Annotated in this window: 15 protein-coding genes; 10 read left to right on the top strand and 5 right to left on the bottom strand. The window is 64.1% G+C overall.

What is annotated here, in order from left to right:
• Position 1: 1 nt before the first annotated feature.
• The gene (locus AC1Q61_RS10275) at positions 2–2,014 is read left to right on the top strand and encodes a YhgE/Pip domain-containing protein (protein ID WP_007734572.1); all 2,013 of its coding nucleotides are present in this window, start codon (positions 2–4) and stop codon (positions 2,012–2,014) included.
• On the opposite strand, the gene AC1Q61_RS10270 is transcribed toward AC1Q61_RS10275, so the two are convergent.
• Positions 2,011–2,589 (bottom strand): nucleotidyltransferase family protein, encoded by a 579-nt coding sequence (locus AC1Q61_RS10270; protein ID WP_042920237.1) that lies wholly within the window; start codon positions 2,587–2,589, stop codon positions 2,011–2,013. The genes AC1Q61_RS10275 and AC1Q61_RS10270 overlap by 4 nt on opposite strands.
• 65 nt (positions 2,590–2,654) lie before the next feature.
• On the opposite strand from AC1Q61_RS10270, the gene AC1Q61_RS10265 reads away from it, so the two are divergent.
• The 3 genes from AC1Q61_RS10265 (at position 2,655) to AC1Q61_RS10255 (ending at position 4,454) form a co-directional block, all read left to right on the top strand.
• Positions 2,655–2,900, top strand: coding sequence for a helix-turn-helix transcriptional regulator (locus AC1Q61_RS10265; RefSeq protein WP_042920241.1), 246 nt, complete (start codon positions 2,655–2,657; stop codon positions 2,898–2,900).
• Positions 2,897–3,385 carry a hypothetical protein gene (locus AC1Q61_RS10260; protein WP_007734564.1) on the top strand — a complete coding sequence of 163 codons (489 nt, stop codon included), beginning with the start codon at positions 2,897–2,899 and terminating at the stop codon, positions 3,383–3,385. Before AC1Q61_RS10265 ends, AC1Q61_RS10260 begins: the two co-directional genes overlap by 4 nt.
• 85 nt (positions 3,386–3,470) lie before the next feature.
• Positions 3,471–4,454 carry an LLM class F420-dependent oxidoreductase gene (locus AC1Q61_RS10255; protein ID WP_007734562.1) on the top strand — a complete coding sequence of 328 codons (984 nt, stop codon included), beginning with the start codon at positions 3,471–3,473 and terminating at the stop codon, positions 4,452–4,454.
• A gap of 4 nt (positions 4,455–4,458) precedes the next feature.
• Here AC1Q61_RS10255 and AC1Q61_RS10250 read toward each other — a convergent pair whose 3' ends face one another.
• Together AC1Q61_RS10250 and AC1Q61_RS10245 are read right to left on the bottom strand one after the other, a co-directional pair.
• Positions 4,459–6,681, bottom strand: a complete 2,223-nt coding sequence (locus tag AC1Q61_RS10250) for a VanW family protein (protein WP_042452579.1) — start codon at positions 6,679–6,681, stop codon at positions 4,459–4,461.
• A 294-nt stretch (positions 6,682–6,975) separates the two neighbouring features.
• Positions 6,976–8,331 (bottom strand): acetyl-CoA C-acetyltransferase, encoded by a 1,356-nt coding sequence (locus AC1Q61_RS10245; RefSeq protein WP_003945465.1) that lies wholly within the window; start codon positions 8,329–8,331, stop codon positions 6,976–6,978.
• Between the two features lie 130 nt (positions 8,332–8,461).
• On the opposite strand from AC1Q61_RS10245, the gene AC1Q61_RS10240 reads away from it, so the two are divergent.
• Both AC1Q61_RS10240 and AC1Q61_RS10235 read left to right on the top strand, forming a co-directional pair.
• Complete coding sequence (locus AC1Q61_RS10240) at positions 8,462–9,808, top strand: 3-oxoacyl-ACP reductase (RefSeq protein WP_003945596.1); 1,347 nt, start codon at positions 8,462–8,464, stop codon at positions 9,806–9,808.
• Complete coding sequence (locus AC1Q61_RS10235) at positions 9,808–10,671, top strand: MaoC/PaaZ C-terminal domain-containing protein (protein ID WP_007734551.1); 864 nt, start codon at positions 9,808–9,810, stop codon at positions 10,669–10,671. Before AC1Q61_RS10240 ends, AC1Q61_RS10235 begins: the two co-directional genes overlap by 1 nt.
• A 100-nt stretch (positions 10,672–10,771) precedes the next feature.
• Here the strand turns inward: AC1Q61_RS10235 and AC1Q61_RS10230 are convergent, their stop codons facing one another.
• Positions 10,772–11,371, bottom strand: a complete 600-nt coding sequence (locus tag AC1Q61_RS10230; protein ID WP_003945885.1) for a TetR/AcrR family transcriptional regulator — start codon at positions 11,369–11,371, stop codon at positions 10,772–10,774.
• 72 nt (positions 11,372–11,443) lie between these two features.
• The gene (locus AC1Q61_RS10225) at positions 11,444–12,622 is read right to left on the bottom strand and encodes a glycoside hydrolase family 3 N-terminal domain-containing protein (RefSeq protein WP_116057167.1); all 1,179 of its coding nucleotides are present in this window, start codon (positions 12,620–12,622) and stop codon (positions 11,444–11,446) included.
• Between the two features lie 101 nt (positions 12,623–12,723).
• On the opposite strand from AC1Q61_RS10225, the gene AC1Q61_RS10220 reads away from it, so the two are divergent.
• The 4 genes from AC1Q61_RS10220 to AC1Q61_RS10205 all read left to right on the top strand — a co-directional run bounded on the left by AC1Q61_RS10220 (position 12,724) and on the right by AC1Q61_RS10205 (position 19,000).
• Positions 12,724–13,191 (top strand): universal stress protein, encoded by a 468-nt coding sequence (locus AC1Q61_RS10220; protein WP_003945900.1) that lies wholly within the window; start codon positions 12,724–12,726, stop codon positions 13,189–13,191.
• Positions 13,192–13,236: 45 nt separating this feature from the next.
• Complete coding sequence (locus tag AC1Q61_RS10215; protein WP_042920246.1) at positions 13,237–14,325, top strand: isochorismate synthase; 1,089 nt, start codon at positions 13,237–13,239, stop codon at positions 14,323–14,325.
• A gap of 129 nt (positions 14,326–14,454) precedes the next feature.
• Positions 14,455–14,628, top strand: a complete 174-nt coding sequence (locus AC1Q61_RS10210) for a DUF2613 domain-containing protein (protein ID WP_003945488.1) — start codon at positions 14,455–14,457, stop codon at positions 14,626–14,628.
• 43 nt (positions 14,629–14,671) lie between these two features.
• A complete protein-coding gene (locus tag AC1Q61_RS10205) occupies positions 14,672–19,000 on the top strand; it encodes an alpha-(1->3)-arabinofuranosyltransferase (protein WP_492650843.1) in 4,329 nt (1,442 codons plus the stop codon).
• Positions 19,001–19,009 lie beyond the last annotated feature (9 nt).

The raw sequence follows: 19,009 nt of genomic DNA, 5'->3' as shown, positions 1-19,009 counted from the left end.
GATGCTCGCTGGAATGTCTCTCGGAACCGAACTCAAGCGGTTCTCCCGCGGCGCGATGCCCAGGATCGCACTCGTCACCATCATCTTGATGCCACTGCTGTACGGCGCGATGTACCTGTGGGCCTTCTGGAATCCGTTCGGTGAGGTCAACAAGGTCCCCGTCGCGCTGGTCAACACCGACCGCGGCGCGATGGTGCAGGGTCAGGAGCTCAACGCGGGAGACGAGGTAAGCCAAGCGCTGCTCGATTCCGGTGAGCTCGATCTCCACCTGGTCTCGCAGCAGGAAGCCGCTCAGGGAGTCTCGGACGGCACGTACTACTTCTCTCTCACATTGCCTGAGAATTTCAGCGAGGCCGTCGCCTCCCCGACGACCAAGGACCCCCACAAAGCTCAGTTGCAGTTCACCTTCAACGACGTCAACAACTACCTCGGCACCATCATCGGCCAAAACGCCGCCCAGCAGGTCCTCAGTCAGGTCAGCGACAAGATCGGCGCGCAGTCCGTCGAAACAGTTCTGGTCGGATTGACCGATGCGGGTGCTGGTTTGAAGCAGGCCGCCGACGGAGCGCTCCAGCTCTCGGCCGGAGTGAACACTGCCAACGCCGGAGCCGGCGAATTGGCGTCGGGCTCGAAAACTCTGGCCGACAACATGGTTACCGCACGTGACGGTGCAGCCACTCTTGCCGGCGGTACAGCGCAACTCTCGACCGGTATCAACACCGCCACGGACGGCGTCCTCGCACTGACCGACGGTCTGGGGCAGCTCGATCTCGGAGCCGTCCAACTTGGCGACGGCGCAAGCCAACTCAGTGGTGGCGTCACCCAGGTCGTCGACCAACTGAGTGTCCTCGGGAACACACAAGCAGACGTCGCACAGCTGGTCGGGCAGGCAGTGGCCAGCCTTCGACTGAACCCGGATCCCGTCAGCCAACAGATCGCCAATGCCCTCGCACCTGCCCAGGACATGCTGCGCACTCAGGGTTTCGGTGAAGCGACCATGGGCCAACTGGGCGAACTCAAGAGCGGTGCACAACAACTCGCCTACCAACTCGACGATCCGTCGAGCACCTTCCGAGCCGGGCTCAGCGCCGCGGCCAACGGCGGTGGTGAACTCCGCAACGGCCTGGTACAGCTGCGTGACGGCGGTCAGCAAGTCAACGACGGCGCTCAAACCCTCAGTAGTGGACTGGTTCAACTCACCGACGGAAGCGTTCAACTCTCCGATGGTGCAGCCAAACTCGCAGACGGCACCGAGCAACTCCGTGCCGGGTCTGCCGAACTCGCGACCAAACTCACCGAGGGCGCCGGTCAGGTCCCCAGTTGGAGCGATCAGCAGCGAACCGCAACCGCTCAAACCCTCTCCAGCCCGGTCGAACTACAGGAGACGTACGAGAACCGGGCAAGCACGTTCGGAACCGGTTTTGCTCCGTTCTTCCTGCCTCTCGCGCTGTTCGTGGGCGGCATCATCACCTGGATGCTGCTCAAGCCGCTCCAGAACCGGCCCATCGCAAACGGACTCGGCGCGCTGCGAGTGGTCCTCGCCTCGTACTGGCCGGCATTGCTCATCGGCATCTGCCAGGTGATCGTGATGTACCTGGTCGTGCACTTCGCCGTCGGCCTGCACCCCACACACGCCCTCGGCACCGTCGGATTCCTGATGCTCATCACTGCCACGTACATGGCGTTGATCCAGGCATTCAACGCCATCTTCGGAGTCTCCGTCGGACGCGTCATCACCCTGGCGTTCCTGATGCTGCAACTGGTTTCGGCCGGCGGCATCTATCCCGTCGAAACCACCGCGAAACCGTTCCAGATCATCCACCCCTTCGACCCGATGACCTACGCGGTGAACGGGCTACGACAACTCACCGTCGGCGGTATCGACTCGAGACTGTGGGTCTCGATCGCCGTCCTCGGCGGCCTTCTCGTCGCCTCACTCGGCGCCAGTTCACTTGCTGCACGCCGAAATCGGCAATGGACCATGGACAGGCTGCATCCGCCGATCGAAGTCTAGGTCAGGGTCTCCGGCCAAGGCTCCACGGTCAGCGCAGGCCATTCCCTGCGCCACCGTGCCGCCTTGGCCTCGTAAACCTCTCTCGGTGCCAGCACCGGGTTGGGACGGACGATCATGTCGAAAAGATCGTCGTATCCGTGCGGGGCATACACGTCCACAGTGCCGCCCGCAGACTTGGTGATCCCGAAACAGCAAGTTGTGGAAGCGAAGTGGTCGATAGCGTCGCAGCAACTGGTGAACGGAACGCCGGGAATCCCGAAATGCTGCTCGTACCACAGGTGCACGCGGGCTTCGTTGCGTACTTCGACATCGGCATCCACATCGGCGAACAGTTCTGCCGCCGAACGAATCACACAGTCCTCCGCGTCGTAGCTCAGATCGCCGGCGTCGAAATAGAAGAGGTCGTAGTCCTTGATTCCGGCGCCGAGGTCACGGCCGTCGATGTGATTCCAGACGGTTTGGAAGAGCCCACCCGCCGTCAGGTACCACTCCGGCAATCCCAGCTTCGGCGCACGATCCACGATCGTTGCGACCACCGGATTGGCCAGGGCGATCTCGAGAAATCGTTCACGCATGCTCTTCAGCCTCTCATATGACAAGCAAACTTGACATCTAGTGACAAGTATTCTTTACTTTTTGCATGACTGGAAAGGCCGGCGACAACAACGTGCGGGAGCACCGACGCCTCGCCGGCCTCACCCAGGCGCAACTGGCCACGGCAGGTCAGGTGAGCAGACAGAGCATCGTCTCCGTCGAACGCGGTGACTATGCACCGAGTGTCTACCTGGCACTTCGCCTGGCCCTGGCGCTGGGGACCACCGTCGAAACGCTCTTCCCCTTACCCGAATCGGAACTCACCACAGAAATTCCAGAGGAGACGGCATGAGCACCATGATGAAGGCAATGCGGTTCGTCGGCGATCTGGACGACGACTTCTACAAGGACGAGCGTCAGCGCGACGTCTGGAACGAAGCCTCGGCGGTGGGACTCCAGAGTGTCTTCTGGGCAATATTCGTCAGCTCGGCGATTCTGCCCTGGGTCGCCGGCCGAACAGGGGCGTGGATCTCGCTCGCCCTGCTGATCGTTGCGTTGTTCGGCTCGTTGATCACGATCATCTATGCACTTCGGTGCGACGTCGATGTCTACGTATTGTCCAACTACAACCGCCCCCGGGTCGTGATCGGCATCGCGCTGTACCTCGTCGCCGCAGTCGGCATCATGGCGCGTCTCAAATTCGATTCCTACGAAGAATCGTCTACCTGGGTCGGCGCTCTCGTCGGCGGAATTGTCGGTGGCGGCATCGCAATCGCGGCAGTCAAGCTTCACCAGCAGCGAGCCAAGCGACGCGAAGCGGCCGAAGAACTTCTCTGACTTCCGGAAGTCTGCCCAGCACAACGGAATCCATAGAGTTGGTAAAATCGTGCCAGGTCAACCGATCGCGAGTAACGTCGAAACGGTGAGCACTCGCCTCGGATACCAGATGCCCAACTTCAGCTACGGCGGTCCGGTCAAGGACCTCTTCCCCACCGTCATAGCGCAGGCCCGCGAAGCCGAAGCCGCAGGCTTCGACACTGCATTCGTGATGGATCACTTCTACCAACTCCCCGGAATCGGAGCGCCGGACGCCCCGATGCTCGAGGCCTACTCGGCGCTCTCCGCGCTGGCGACGGCCACCGAGACCATCCAGTTGTCTGCACTGGTCACGGGAAACACCTACCGCAATCCGCCCATGCTCGCCAAGACCGTCACCACCCTCGACGTGGTGAGCGGCGGTCGGGCCATCCTGGGCATCGGCGCCGGTTGGTTCGAACTCGAACACAATTCGTTCGGATACGAGTTCGGAACGTTCACCGAGCGCTTCCAGAAACTCGACGAAGCACTGCAGATCATCGCGCCGATGCTCCGCGGTGATCGCCCCACCTTCGACGGCAAGTGGTACCACGTCAAGGACGCCATCAACGAGCCTCGCGTCCGCGACGACCTGCCGATCCTGCTGGGCGGTGGCGGTGAGAAAAAGACGTTCGGCCTCGCCGCTCGCTTCGCGGATCACCTCAACATCATCTGCGACCCGTCGGAACTGCCGCGCAAGATGGAAGCACTTGCGGCACGCTGCGACGAAGCCGGTCGCGATCCCGCAACCCTCGAGACCAGCTTCCTCACGTTCATGATGATCGACGAGGACGGCGACAAGGCTCGCGCCCATCAGCGAACGTTTCTCGCGGAGCGTGGCCTCGACATCACCACGGCGCCGGAAGACGTGGTCGCCAAGGCCACCGAACGCCATTTCGTCGGCAGCCCGGACGACGTCGCCGAGCAGGTTCAGACGCGCATCCTCGACCACGGCATCGACGGCGTCGTGATCAACCTGATCACCAACGGCGAAGAGCCAGGCATCGTCGACCTCGCGGGCCGCACCCTCGGCCCGCTCGTCGGCAAGTAGTTCCCTACTCGCACTTCACGATCGGCACCGGGTCGTACTTGACAGTTCGGGTGTTCGAGGAAATCTCGGCGCCACTCGCGTGGTCGGTGATCACGCGAGTGTCGCTGACCGTGAACCCGGGCGCACCGCTCGAAGCCACACAGCCAGGCCCCTCCGGCAAGGTCACGGTGTTCGGCGACGTCGGCGACGTCCGCGGGCCGGTCGTCGACGTGACATCGACAGTTTTGGTTCCCCAGATCCGAACGGTGATGTTCGACGACGTCGCAATCGTCTCGATCATCACGCCGGTCTTCGCCGGATTACGGAACTGCAGGTCGATCGCACCATCGAAGATGGTCGCCTCACGAGCCTCGGGGTACCGCGAGATGTAGTAACTGTGCTCGGTGTGCGCGACGTCCTCCATACCTGCGAAATACGTCGCGTTGTAGAGCGTCGTCGCGAGCTGGCTGATACCGCCGCCGACAGCCTTGTCCGGGCGACCGTTGTTGATGATCCCCGACTCGATGTATCCCTGCGCCGCACCGCGCGGGCCCGTGTACTCGTTGAGCGAGAACGTGTCACCGGGCTTGATCACGGCCCCGTCGATCTCCGACGCGGCCAGGCCGATGTTCACACCAGACGCGTATTCGAAACCACCGGTAGTGAATTCGCCGATCACCTCGTTGATGCCGAGGGCCTCCGCGGCTTCGGTGGTCAACGCCGGCGGGACCGGTCCGTAAACGGCGGGCGTTGCCCGAGAAGCCGTGCTGCCCAACAGAACCGGAAGTTCCTTGACCGTGTCCGGCCAGTTGATCAGATCACCGACGACACCGGGCACAACCGACGGTTTGCCACCGGCGAAGGTGAACGACGCGTCCTTGGGTTGTACTTCCGTCGACGCCAACTGCGGAGTCAGAATCTTGATCGCAGCATCCGTGTTGTACTGCGGAGTCAGCCCACCCGAGCCGTCGGGTGTGAAGGTCAGAACCTCGCCGATCTGATCGACGCCGAGTGTCGCGACCTTGCCGTCACGGCCGTTGACCACGACGTCACCCGAGACAGCTGGAATAGCGATCTCCTGCAGCGCACGATCGACACCGGCCTGAGTGACCGTCACCGGAACCTCGTCGACCGGAAGATCGACGACGCCACCATCGGACCATTCAGCGGCGAAGGTCGAACCCGCCTGCTGCGTTTCGAGCGCCTGACCGGCAGCGGGCGAAACACCAGTCGCCTTCCCGTTCTCGAACACGACTGCACCTTCGACGGGCGCACGATCGCTGTTCGCCGCGAGCTGCGCCATCGACGCATCCAACGCACCCTGGTCGATTGCCGACACCACGGGCACCTCGCGGGAGCCGAAGAACGACGTGATGCGGGTGATCGGGTTGATGGGCTGAGCGTTCACGCCCGACAGCGTCGCCGACCAGTCGACGTCCACACCCGCAGACGCGGGAACGATCTCGGAGTCGACGCCGCCTGCATGTACCGCTACCGGTTCGACGAGCCTCGGGCCGAGTTGGGCGCGCAGCGTGGCTTCCGCGTCGGCGGGCGTGAGATCACCGATGTCCACCCCGGCAACCTGAGTGCCGCGTGGTGTCTTCCCGGACGAGGTGAAGATGTCCACTCCGTAGGCAATCGCTGCGACGGCAAAGATGGCGCCGACTGCTATCGCCGGTTTGACCCACTTGCGGGAAGACTGCGAAGCGGGCGCCACCGGTTGTTGCGGCGCCGGGGGTGCAACTACCTCTGGTTCTCGGACAACAGGCTCGTACTGCTGCTGGATGGGTTCGAGTTGCTGGGTGTCGTACTGCTGCACGAACTCGGGACGCGGCGGCTTCGGGGGAACCACCACTGCCGGGGGCTCGAACTGCTCTGTCTGCTCGTCGATGGCTTCTGTCGCCGGAGCCGAGTTGACTACTTCCGTCGGCGGTGCGTCCTCCGCTGGGACGACAGGGATGACGGTGGTGACCTCGTTTGCCGATTCGTCGACTGTCGCTTCCGTGGAATCGCTTGCTTCTTCGTCGACAGGCCTTGGTGCTTCGGCTGGTTCAGGTTCTACTGATTCAGCCTCGACAACAGCCTCAGTGTCCTCAGGGGCCTCGGGTTCCTCGACCGACTGGGGTTCCTCGACCGACTCGGTCTCTTCGACCGCCTGAGGTTCCTCGACCGACTCGAGTTCCTGTTCCGGGAGGGACGAGTCCTCGCTGTTCGTCTTCTCGACGGACGGACCCTCTTCGTCACTCACCTGTTGGCTCCTCGCTGCATCAACCGTCGCTGCGGCGCTCACCGACAACTCAATACAGGATATCCGGACATACGAGAGCCCCGCGCTGCTGCCAGGTCGGGGGTCAGGCAGCAACACGGGGCTGTCATGAATATCGGTAGCTATTCTGCAGCGTTACACGCCTGCGCGAAAAAGTTTGCAAAGAGTTCGGGGATCCGGCCACCCCTCGTGGCCGGATCCCCGATTACGCATCCCCTCGCGACGATCACTGCAGGTGAGCGCAGTTTTCAGTCGCATGGGGAGATTGTGGAGCGGTTACCGCTCGATGATCGCCGTGACACCCTGGCCACCGGCCGCACAGATCGAGATCAGGCCGCGGCCCGAACCCTTCTCCGCGAGCATCTTTGCGAGGGAAGCCACAATACGTCCGCCGGTTGCCGCGAACGGGTGACCTGCAGCCAAGGACGATCCGTTGACATTGAGCTTGCTTCGGTCGATCGATCCCAATGCGCCGTCGAGGCCGAGACGTTCCTTGCAGTACTCGTCCGACTCGAAGGCCTGCAGGGTTGCCAGAACCACCGAAGCGAAGGCTTCGTGGATCTCGTAGTAATCGAAGTCCTGCAAGGTCAGACCGTTGCGGGCCAGCAAACGCGGGATCGCGTACGTGGGAGCCATGAGCAACCCGTCTTTGCCGTGGACGTAGTCGACGGCAGCGGTTTCGGAATCGACGAGGTGCGCCAGAACCGGAAGATTGCGTTCGGCTGCCCACTCGTCGGTGGAGAGGAGCACTGCAGAAGCGCCGTCGGTGAGCGGCGTCGAGTTGCCTGCCGTCATCGTCGCGTCGCCGAGCTTGGTACCGAAGACGGGCTTGAGCGTCGACAGCTTCTCGACGGTCGAACCGGGACGGAGGTTGTCGTCGCGGGTCAGGCCGAGGAACGGGGTGACGAGGTCGTCGAAGAAACCGCGGTCGTAGGCAGCTGCCATGTTCTTGTGGCTGGCAGCGGCAAGTTCGTCCTGGTCCTCGCGCTTGATGCCGAATTCCTTGGCAGTGATCGCAGCGTGGTCACCCATCGACTTGCCGGTGCGAGGCTCGCCGTTGCGCGGAATTTCCAGGCCGAGCATGCCCGCACGGACGTTGCCGAGCAGCTTGATGCGGTCGCCCGTGGACTTCGCGCGATTGAGGGAGAGCAGGAACTCGCGCGCCTGATCGTTGACGCCGATCGGGGCGTCGGACGTGGTGTCCGTGCCGCCGCCGATGCCGGAATCGATGCGGCCGGCCGAAATGGCGTCGCCGACGGCGATGATCGACTGCAGTCCCGTGCCACACGCCTGCTGAAGGTCGTACGCCGACGTGTACGGGCTCAGCGCGCTGCCGAGAACGGACTCGCGAATGAGATTGAAATCACGGCTGTGCTTGAGCACCGCACCGCCGACGACCATGCCGAGCTTCTCGCCCTGCAGATTGAATCGGCTCACCAGACCGTCGAGCGTCGCAGTGAACATGTCCTGGTTGGACGCCTGTGCGTACGCCTTGTCCGAGCGTGCGAACGGAATGCGATTTCCGCCGACGATCGCAACCGGACGGCGCTGACCTGCAGAATTTGCAGCGGCTGCGGCCGGTGCAGTGCGCGGTGCGGCGGGCTTTGCATTTGAACGGGCTTTGCTTGTCACTTGCGTCTCCAAGGATGGTGCGATTACCTGTTGAAGACTATTCTTACTCAGTAGTAAGTTACTTGTCTATCGCCGCATTCTTTCGATTGCCCGGTGAGAGACAACCCGAAACACAACAGAAGGTAGGACCGTGGCAGCCAGCAAGGGAGCTCCCGACCTCTATTCACAGTTCCTCTCGTCCGCCCCCGGCGCATTCATCGCGTCGAAGGCCGGCCTGCCCAGGCCCGAGAACCTGCGTCGATACAAAGCAGGAGAACCCGCACTCGCCGGACCTGTCCTCATCGGCGGCAAGGGTCGACTCGCAGAACCACTTCGCGTACTGCTCTCCGACTACCCGGCGGCTCAGGCACACGACAGCAGCTTCGGTGGACTCGTGTTCGACGCCACCGGAATCACTCAGGTCAGCGAGCTCGAGCAGCTGTTCGAGTTCTTCCAGCCCGTAATCCGCAACCTCGCACCGTCGGCTCGCGTCGTCGTTCTCGGCACGACGCCGGAAGAAACGTCGAGCGTCGACGAGCATGTCGCGCAGCGCGCTCTGGAAGGCTTCACCCGCAGCGTCGGCAAGGAGATCAAGCGCGGCTCCACCGCTCAGCTGGTCTACGTCTCCCCCAAGGCATCCACCGGACTCTCCGGCGTGGAATCGACTCTGCGCTTTCTCCTTTCGGCAAAGTCCGCCTTCGTCGACGGCCAGGTCATCGTCGTCGGCGCTGAAGATTCCGTCGCGCCCGCAAGCTGGGACAAGCCGCTCGAAGGCAAGGTTGCCGTCGTCACCGGCGCAGCCCGCGGTATCGGCGCCACCATCGCCGAGGTCCTGGCCCGCGACGGCGCGCACGTCGTCTGCGCTGACATCCCGGCCGCCGGCGAAGCGCTGTCCGAGACCGCGAACAAGGTCGGCGGCACGTCCCTCGCCCTCGACGTCACGGCAGCCGACGCAGCCGAGGTCCTCGCAGCTCACCTCCTCGAGCGTCACGGTGGAGCGGACATCATCGTCCACAACGCCGGCATCACCCGCGACAAGACCCTCGCCAACATGGACGAGGGCCGTTGGAACATGGTCATGAACGTCAATCTTCTTGCACCGCAGAAGATCACCGAGCACCTCGTCGAGAAGGGCGCTCTCAAGGAAGGCGGCCGCGTCGTCGACGTCTCCTCCATCGCCGGCATCGCGGGCAACCGCGGCCAGACCAACTACGGCACCTCCAAGGCCGGCGTCATCGGCCTCGTACACGCCGAAGCTCCCGTCCTGGCGAAGAAGAACATCACCATCAACGCCGTCGCACCGGGCTTCATCGAGACCGCCATGACCGCAGCCATCCCCTTCGCCACCCGCGAAGCCGGCCGCCGCATGAGCTCGCTCCTGCAGGGCGGCGAGACCGTCGACGTCGCCGAGACCGTCGCATACTTCGCCAGCCCGGCCTCCAATGCCGTTACGGGACAGGTCGTTCGCGTCTGCGGCCAGAGCCTCCTGGGCGCATGATGGCAACAAAGACCGTCGCGCTCACCGAGCAGCCGAAGACCCTCGACATCTACTCCCGCGCGGTACTGGGATTGTTGCCGTGGAACAAGTCCAACTCGCGCTCGGTGCCACAGCAGACCTTCACCCTCACCGGACTGAAGGTCGACACCGACAATCTGGCGGCGTACTGCCGCGTGACCGGACTGCGGTTCGGCGACACTCTGCCGATCACGTACCCCTTCACCTTGGCCTTCCCGACCGTGATGAAGCTGATGGTGTCGAAGGACTTCCCCTTCGCCGCCGTCGGCTCCGTTCACGCCGAGAACGTCATCGAATCACTGCGGCCCATCTCCGTCAGCGAACCGCTTGACCTCTCGGTGCATGCCGAGAACCTGCGTGAGCACCGCAAGGGCCTGCTGATCGACGTGATCACCGAAATTCGGGTGGGACGGGAACTGGTCTGGCGACAGACCTCGAGCTTCCTGAACCAGCAGAAGACCTCCCTGTCCGGCCAGCCCGGTCCGGAGCCCAAGGCTGACGAGGTCCCGCCGATGCCGATGAGCACCATCCGCGTCGACCAGACCACGATCAGCAAGTACGCCGCTGTCTCCGGCGACCGCAATCCGATTCACGTCTCGTCTCTGGGCGCGAAGGCTTTCGGTTTCCCGAAGACCATTGCTCACGGAATGTGGAGTGCCGCGGCAGTTCTGCGGACTGTCGAGGGGTCCGTCGCGGACAAGGTCACCTACAGCGTGCGTTTCGGCAAGCCGATTCTGCTACCGGCGACGCTGAATGCCTACGCTGATCGCACCGACGACGGCTGGGATCTGTCACTGCGCCACCCGAAGAAGGGTTACCCGCACGTCACTGCGACGCTGCGCTGACCTGAGTGTTGTCGGGTTCCCACCCGCCCCAATTGAGCGAACGTACCTTTCGGCGCCTTGGATGCGCTGAAAGGTACGTTCGCTCAGATTGGTTTGAGAGCTATTCGGACTTCTTCTTGCCCGACAGACCGCGCCACGCGAGGGATTCGAGTAGATCCGCTGCGGCATCCACTTCGATTTCCCCACCCGCAACCCGGTCCGCTACCGCCTCACCTGCGCCGACGAGCGCGATGGCGATGATCCCGTAATCGTGCGCGGCATCAGGATCCTTGGTGCTGGACTCGAGCAGATGCGCGGTCAACTCGATCAACCGATCGCGACTGGACTGCACGGTGCCCGCAAAAGCCTGCTGCCCGACGGCCTGACGGTAGAGCACCATCCACGACTTGCGGTTTGCGCCCACGAACCCGAGGAAACCCTCGAGAGCGGCGCGCAATTGTTCACGCGGAGTCAGGTTCGGCGCGCCGGCCGGGGCGAGTGCTTCGAGGAAGCGGAGCCCTTCGCGATGGATGCACGCGGCAAACAACTCTTCCTTCGAGCCGTAGTACAGATACAGCATCGGCTTCGAGATCTCGGCCTTGGCCGCGATGGTATCCATCGAAGTTTCGTGAAATCCCCTGTCGGAGAACACGTCCACAGCCGCGTCGAGCATCTGCTGCTCACGCACTGCGCGTGGCAGTCGCTTGGTACCGCCGGCCATGCTTCCTCCAACCACAGGGTAAATGTCGATCTTACTCTACGGTAAGATTGCGCGTCGAATCCTGACTTCGACTCAGCAGGTCACGGCACCTTTGGCAGCGGCAACTGTGACCACAGCCTGATCGACCCGCGTCTGCGCAAGCTCACCCGACGCGACGGCCTGCTCGAGATGATCGAGAACCCGCGGAACGTCGTCGGTGGTCAGCCACAATGCCTGATCGACTCCAGCCACCAGCGCAGCCTGAACCGCGTCGGCAATATCGTATCGGTCGGTGATCGCCTGCATGCCGCTGAGGTCGTCGGTGAACACCGGGCCGGTGAACGGCGCTGCGCCGTAACCCACTCCGTCGCGAAGCAACGCGACGGCGGCGGGGCTGATGCTGGCAGGGGTACCGGGCTCGGTCAGACCGGGAACCTCGAGGTGACCCATCATGACGCCGACTCCGGTTCCCGACAGTTCACGGAAGGGAATCAGGTCCGACGCGATCAGATCCTGTAGCGGCGGCGTGGTCACCTCACCGCGGTGCGAGTCACCCGACGCGCTGCCGTGCCCCGGAAAGTGCTTGATCACCGGGAAGATTCCGGCGTCGCGCATCCCCTGCGCGTACGCACCGGCGTAGGCAACCACGGTCTGGGGGTCGTCGGAGTACGAGCGGTCCCCGATCACGGAGTCGTCGGGTTGGCTGCTGACGTCGACGTCGGGTGCGTAGTTGACGGTGATCCCGAGATCCTTCAAACCGCGTCCACGCTCGAGTGCCATCTGGTACGTCTGTTCCACTGTCATGGTCTGCGCCGTTTCCCTGGCCGACGGATCGGGCCCGAGGATGTCCGCGACGCGCGAAACCCGTCCACCTTCTTCGTCGATCGTCACCATCAACGGCAACTTCGACGCCGAAGCAACCTGCGGCACTTCGCGATTGGTGAGCATCGACTGATCGGTCCAACTTCCGACGAATATGCCGCCGATCTCCTCGTTCTGCACTATCGACAACGCGTCGTCGGTCCCGGTGACGCCGACGTTGAGCAGCTGGGCAAGTTTCTGACGCAAGGACAGCGAGGCTAGAAGGTCACTACCGCACGACGCGGCGACGGGTGCGGAGCTCGATGCCGCAGGCGTCGACGTGATCTCGGAGGTGGTGCTGGTCGGGGCGCTCGAAACCGGATCGGCGGTCCCGTTTTCGCCCGAGCATCCCGCAACCAACCCTCCGCACAAAGCAATGGTCGTCGCAGCCTTCAGAAACTTGATCCGCATACCTCGACCGTAACGGACCCGGTACCCATACACTCCCTCACGGGCACATCGGGACGGTAGCCTGGAAGAGAACCGATTCCCCCGCTGACGAGGAGGTCGTGATGCCACAAGGTCTGATGCTCATCGCGTACGACGGTTCCGACAACGCCAAGCGTGCAGTCGACTATGCGGGGCGTTTCCTCTCCGCCAATCGTGCTGTTCTCGTCACTGCCTGGGAGCCCATGGTTCGCCAGGCCGCTCGCATGTCCGGCCTGTCCGGGGTGATGCAACCGGAGTGGGTTCCCGACGACGACGTCGAGGACATCGCGTACACCGACGCCAAAGTCACCCTCGCCGAGGGCGTCGCACTGGCCGAGGCCGCAGGCCTGACCGTCGAAGGCAGAAGCGCCGAGTGCCGATCCGCGATCTGGTCTGCAATCTGCGAAACCGCAGACGAATTGGACGTCGACATCATCGTGACCGGCACCCGTGGCACTACGGGTTTGCGGTCGCTACTGCAGAGCAGCGTCGCGGATCATGTTCTGCGTCACAGTCATCGGCCGGTGTTGATCGTCCCTCCGGGGAAGTGACCTTCGCGCATTCCTGATCCGTGGCCGACTAGTGTCGAAAGCACCATGGACGGTTTTGTTCTCTCGCGCCCCGATCACAGCGTGGTCACCCGCGGCGTACGACGCAGCTTCGACAGCTCCGACGCGGCCACCCACGCTCTGTCGGCAGGTACGACAAAGCTGATCGTCGGAGCGCTCCCCTTCGACCCGGCTGCCGCAACGGCGTTGTACGAACCCGCCGAGGCGACGATCGCGTCGCGGCCGTGGCAACCGCGCGATCCCCAGGCCCTGCCCACGACCCGCGTTGACCGGGAGATCCCGTCGTCGTCGGAGCATCTTCGTCGAGTGGAAAAGTTGATCGGACGCCTCCGCAGTGGAGAGATCGACAAGGTTGTCGCGGCTCGCACTGTGGAACTTCGCACGCAGACCCCGATCTCCCCAACCGCGCTCGCCGCACGCATGGCGGCGCTCAATCCCGTCGCCAACACCTTTGCCGTCGACCTCTCTGCTGCGGGAGCCGAATTCGAGGGCCACAGCCTGGTCGGCGCGACGCCCGAAGTATTGGTCAGTCGACGCGGGCGCGTCGTGACGTGTCGCCCGTTGGCCGGGACCACCAAGCGATCCGCCGACGCCGATCAAGACCGCGAGGCAGGCGAAAGCCTTCTGCATTCGACGAAGAATCTGGCCGAGCACGCCTTCGTGACGTCGTGGATCCGCGAGGTCCTGCAACCGATGTGCAGTGATCTGTCGGTGCCGGCAACTCCCGAACTGACCAATACTCACGAGGTCTGGCACTTGGCCAGCCCGATCCGCGGCACGCTGCGAAACGACACCACTGCGCTCGACCTCGCCATCGCGCTGCATCCGACGCCCGCGCTGTGCGGAACACCCACTGACGCGGCACTGAAGGTCATCCGCGAGACCGAGGAACCTCGGCGTTTCTACGGCGGCGCCGTGGGATGGTGCGACGAGGCCGGTGACGGCGATTGGGTGGTTGCCATCCGCTGCGCCGAGATCAGTGCAGACGGCCGCAACGCCTGGGCCAGCGCGGGTGGTGGAATCGTCGCCGAATCGGATCCGCAGGACGAACTCGACGAGACGTCCACGAAACTGCGCACTCTGTTGACCGCGCTTGGCGCCGAAACCCTCGACTGACCAGCACGTCACGAGGGTAATCGTCCGGATTCTCGAGTGCGGGTGATACCTTGACCCGAGCAGTTCGTACGGGCCGGTAAGTCCGTCCGACCGCGAACGACCGACTAACGACCAATTGGGAGATCCGCGATGACGAAGTTCCTTGTCCCCGGTGTGGCCAGCGCTGTCATCGGTGCCGTTCTGGGTGCCGGCGTCATCTTCGGTGTCACGGCCGCCGCGTCGGACAACACTCGTCCCGAGATCGACCGCAGCGGAAACGCAGATTCTTCCGTGCTGAACCAGGTTGAGTACGGCAGCCGCTGAGAGCGCAGGCCTCGCGAGTTCCCGTTCTTCCGCCGACGCAGCGGTGTCTTCGGTAGACACCGCCCCATCGGCAGAGCCCCTGTCGAAGCGGTGGCTGTTCGGCGCCTCCGTCGTAGCGTTTCTTCTCACTTTTCTGCAATCGCCGGGTCTGATCACCGCTGACACCAAGTACGACCTGACGCAGAATCCGTTCGGTTTTCTCGAACGCGCCTCGCATCAGTGGAGTAGTCAGGCCCCGCTCGGCCAGGTTCAAAACCAGGCCTACGGATATTTCTTTCCGCACGGGCCGTTCTTCGCGCTCGGCGAGTTGGCGAACGTTCCGCCGTGGGTCACCCAGCGCATCTGGTGGGCGCTGCTTCTGATCGCGGGTTTCTGGGGCATCATCCGAGTTGCCGAGGCTCTCGGCATCGGCAGCCGTAGTTCGCGCGTGATCGCAGCGGTTGCCTTTGTTCTTTCTCCCCGCGTGCTGACCACGCTCGGTTCGATTTCCTCGGAAACCCTTCCGATGATGTTGGCGCCGTGGGTGTTGTTGCCGGTGGTTTTGGCCTTCGGCCCTGTGCGTGGAAAAGGAGTCCCTGGACTCCCTGACCACTCACGGGGGTTGAGGCGGTTGGCCGCACAATCCGCACTTGCCGTCGCACTCATGGGTTCGATCAACGCCGTCGCCACCGCCGCGGCCTGCCTGGTCGCGATCATCTGGTGGCTCTCGCACAAACCCAACCGAACATGGCTGACGTTCACCGCGTGGTGGGCGCTGTTCGTCGCTCTCGGCACCCTCTGGTGGATCGTGCCGCTACTTCTGCTCGGCAAGATCAGCCCACCGTTTCTCGACTACATCGAGTCCGCCGGTGTCACCACTCAGTGGGCATCGCTCGCCGAGATACTTCGCGGCACGGACAGTTGGACCCCGTTCGTCTCCCCCGAACGCATTGCCGGCGCCGTCCTGGTCACCCAACCCGCAGCAGTCGTCGCCACCGGCCTGGTTGCCGCCGCCGGCCTCGCCGGGCTCTGCATGCGGTCCATGCCTGCTCGCGGCCGGCTGACGCTCATCCTGTTCGTCGGTATCACCGGCCTGGCCGCGGGTTACGTGGGTGAACTCAGCTCGCCGGTGTCGGAGTCTGTGCGCCTGTTCCTCGACTCGGCAGGCGCGCCGCTGCGCAACGTCCACAAGCTCGAGCCGTTGGTCCGTCTGCCGCTGGTGCTCGGACTCGCACACCTGCTGGCCAAAGTGCCGCTGCCGGGATCGGTTCCACTCCCCCGATGGCGCCGCGCGTTCGCCCATCCCGAGCGCGAACCGATGGTCGCACTGACCAGCCTGATCCTCGTTGCCCTCACCCTCTCGACCGCCTTGGCCTGGACGGGAAAGCTCGCTCCCCGCGGTGCGTATCCGGACGTCCCCTCGTACTGGAACGAGGCGGCGCAGTGGCTCGAGGACAACACCTCCCCCGGGTCGGAAGCCGAACGTGCCCTCGTCGTCCCGGGAGCGCCCTTCGGCAGCCAAGTCTGGGGTCTGACGCGCGACGAACCGCTTCAGGCGTTGGCGAGTACGCCGTGGGCGGTGCGTGACTCGGTCCCGCTGACCCCTCCCGGCGCCATCCGAGCGCTCGATTCGGTGCAACGTCTCATCGCCGACGGACGTCCGTCGGACGGCCTCGCACAGACCTTGCTGGGGCAGGGCATCCACTACCTGGTGATGCGCAACGACCTCGACGGCGAAACGTCGCGCTCGGCCAGGCCGATACTCGTGCACCAGGCGGTCGAAGGCTCGCCGGGGATCAAGCGAGTCGCCCACTTCGGTGAAGACGACAGCCCCGAACCGATCGAAGGGCTGGTCGCGGACAGCGATCTGCGTCCCGGTTACCCAGCCATCGAGATCTTCGAGGTCACCCCGCCCGACGGCACCCCGGCGGTCAGCGGCCCGTACTCCGTCGACCTGAACCAGGTTCCGCGTGTACAAGGTGGGCCGGAATCGTCTGTGCGACTTCACGAAAGCGGGCTGGTTCCAGGGACCGGGCCGATGATTCTTGCCGCCGACGCCGAAGCTGCGGGACTGCCCGTCGATTCGGTCACCGTCACCGACACACCGCGCGATCGAGAAACCGATTTCGGTCAGGTCGACAACCACAGTTCCGCCCTGCGCACCCCCGACGACGCTCGTCGTACCTACAATCTGGTGCCCGACTACCCGGTTGCGAACACGCCTCTCGTGGAAGGCCGTTGGAGCGGAGCTTCGATCACCGTCTCCAGCGCCGCCTCGGATGCCACCCAGCTGGGCGGCACTTCACCGTCGAGCAGTCCCGCGTCGACGGTCGACGGCGATCCGGCCACCGGCTGGTTCAGCAACGGCATCGAACGAGCCCTGGGCCAGTGGTTGCAGATCGACTTCGACACACCGATTTCCAGCGGGTTGCTTCATCTGACCACCAGTGCCGCGGCAATCGGCGCTCCCGTCAAATGGCTCGAGGTCTCGACACCGAACGGCAGCACAGCGGTGAAGGTGGAGCGTCCCGGTGAGCCCATCACCGTCTCGATCCCGGGCGGCACCACTCCGTGGGTACGCATCACAGCGACTCACACCGAAAACGGATCGCCTGGAACACAGTTCGGCATCAGCGAACTCTCCGTCGAGGACTTCTCCGATCGCAGCGCACCGAAGACCGTACCGATCCGTTTCGACACGGTCCTGCCGAATACGCCGACGGGCGCATCCGTGAACGCCTGGAACCTGAGCCAGGAGTTCCCCGGCCGCAACGCCTGCGCCGACTCGACCGACCGCGTGCGGTGCAGCAATGCATTCATGGCGATACCCGAAGAGCCGAGCCGTTTCCAACGCACACTCACGGTGCCCGAAAACACAGTCGTTACACCGACACTGACTGTCCGAGCGCGTCAAGGCAACGCCCTCGAAGATCTGCTTTCCGTCCCAGGCCGAATCACGGCTTCGGGTTCGAGCGACATCGGCGACACACGCGGATCTGCCTTCGCTGCCACCGACGGCGACGCACGCACCACGTGGTCGGCGCCGCAGAGCACCACCGAACCCGGCGGCCCGAAACCGACGCTGACTCTCAATCTTCCCGAGCCCACCCTGGTCACCGGCCTGGACATCACGCGGGGACTCGGCACTCTGCCGTCGCTGCCGACCAGTGTCGCGGTGAACCTCGGCAACGGGCCGCAGGTTCGAGAGCTGCCCGAACCCTCGAACGACACGCCTCGAACCAGTCGAGTTACCCTCTCCCCCTTCGTCACCGACAAGATCGTCCTGAGCATCACCGATTGGGAACCGGTCCTCGATCAGACGGCGCTCGGCTTCGCCCAGGCGCAGCCCACCGGCCTCGCCGAGGTCGGCGTCATCGGTGCCGACGGAACCGCGATCGCCGGTTCGGGAGTGCAGGGCTCGGACTCATTCGACAACCGCACCGTCACCTGTGGCGATGGCCCGACCATTTCGGTTGCCGGACAGCAATTCCCCACCTCGATCACGGCGACGGCGACGCAACTCCGGACCGGCGCACCCGTCGAGGCACGTGTGTGCGGTCTGGACGCGTCGGCGACGTTGCCGGCGGGCCAGCCCGAAGTGGTCGTCGAACCAGGCCCCGCATTCTCGGTCGACAATCTCGACCTGACGGCGGTCGGTCGTTCAGCCGCGCAGCGGAATACACCGCTCGAATCGACCGCGTGGACGGCGAATCACCGCGAACTCACCGTCACGAACTCGTCCGCCGATCAGCTGATCGTCAATCCCGAGAGCACCAGCATCGGTTGGATCGCCACGGCGCCGGACGGTTCCGAGCTGACGCCGGTGGTCGTGAACGGTTGGCAGCAGGGCTGGATCGTGCCGGCAGGCACCGCGGGAACCGTCACCATCGACTTCCCCGGCGACCGTTGGTACCGCCTCGGCATATTCGGCGGGCTCGTGTTGCTGATCCCGCTGCTGTTCGCGGCTCTTGTCCCCACTCGCCGAGAGCCCAAGTCCCTCACACCACCCCGTCCGTGGCGCAGCGTCGCGGCAGGATGGGTCGGCGTGCTCGCGGCGGCCACCGTCATCGGCGGCGGAGTGGGAGCGGCGATCGCAGTTGTGTGCTCGATCCTCGGACTTGCCGCGCTGCGAATCTTCGGCCCCGCTCGGACCGCACGCATTCTGGTCGGCACTGCCGGCGTAGCCGCGATGATCGGCATCACGCTGCTCTCGACCGGACCGTGGCGGGCACCGGGCGGCTATGTGGGCGATTCGTTCGCGATTCAGTTCTCGATGTTGGTGGCCTTGGTCGTGACCGGGTTGGCCGCGTTGCCCTTTGCCGGTTCACCGATATGGCGGCGCTTCTCCCAGCGCGTGACCGCGACGCGCGCCGGTTCCTCCACCAAGGCGTAACTGGCCGAG

The organism is Rhodococcus sp. MPR-R1B (assembly GCF_058793255.1).
This window is presented reverse-complemented; position numbering and strand designations above follow the sequence as displayed.